The organism is Gilvimarinus sp. 1_MG-2023, from assembly GCF_030548285.1.
This window is the reverse complement of record NZ_JAUOSC010000378.1, coordinates 1-363: the sequence shown is the minus strand read 5'-3', so window position 1 is coordinate 363 and position 363 is coordinate 1. Positions and strand designations below refer to the sequence as shown.

The window sequence follows — 363 nt, the reverse complement described above, 5'->3', positions numbered from 1 at the left end:
ACCGTGACCAGGGTGACAATAACTTCCGCGCCAGCTACAGCGAGTTCTCACCCAAGTTCTTCGTCACCAAGTTTGACGATGGCATCGTTAAAAACATCAACCTGGCCTTTACGCTGGAATCCGGTTCAACCTCATCCGGCTTCAGTCAGGATAACTACCTGTACGGTATTGGTGCCGACCTGGCGATTCCGGGCATGAACTTCGCCAGCGTCACGTATTTTTACAGCATGAACGACAATGGTCTGGACGACGATCACCAGATCACTCTGACCTATGGTGCATCCTGGGGCCAGGTTGAACTGGGTGGCTACATCGACTATTCAACCGGTAGTGATGATCACAAAGCCAGCTTCAACTTCAACC

1 protein-coding gene is annotated in these 363 nt (G+C 51.5%); it reads left to right on the top strand.

The window, feature by feature from the left end; genetic code table 11:
- Positions 1–363: hypothetical protein (locus Q4563_RS17275; RefSeq protein ID WP_303605373.1), on the top strand; the 363-nt coding region annotated here is incomplete at both ends.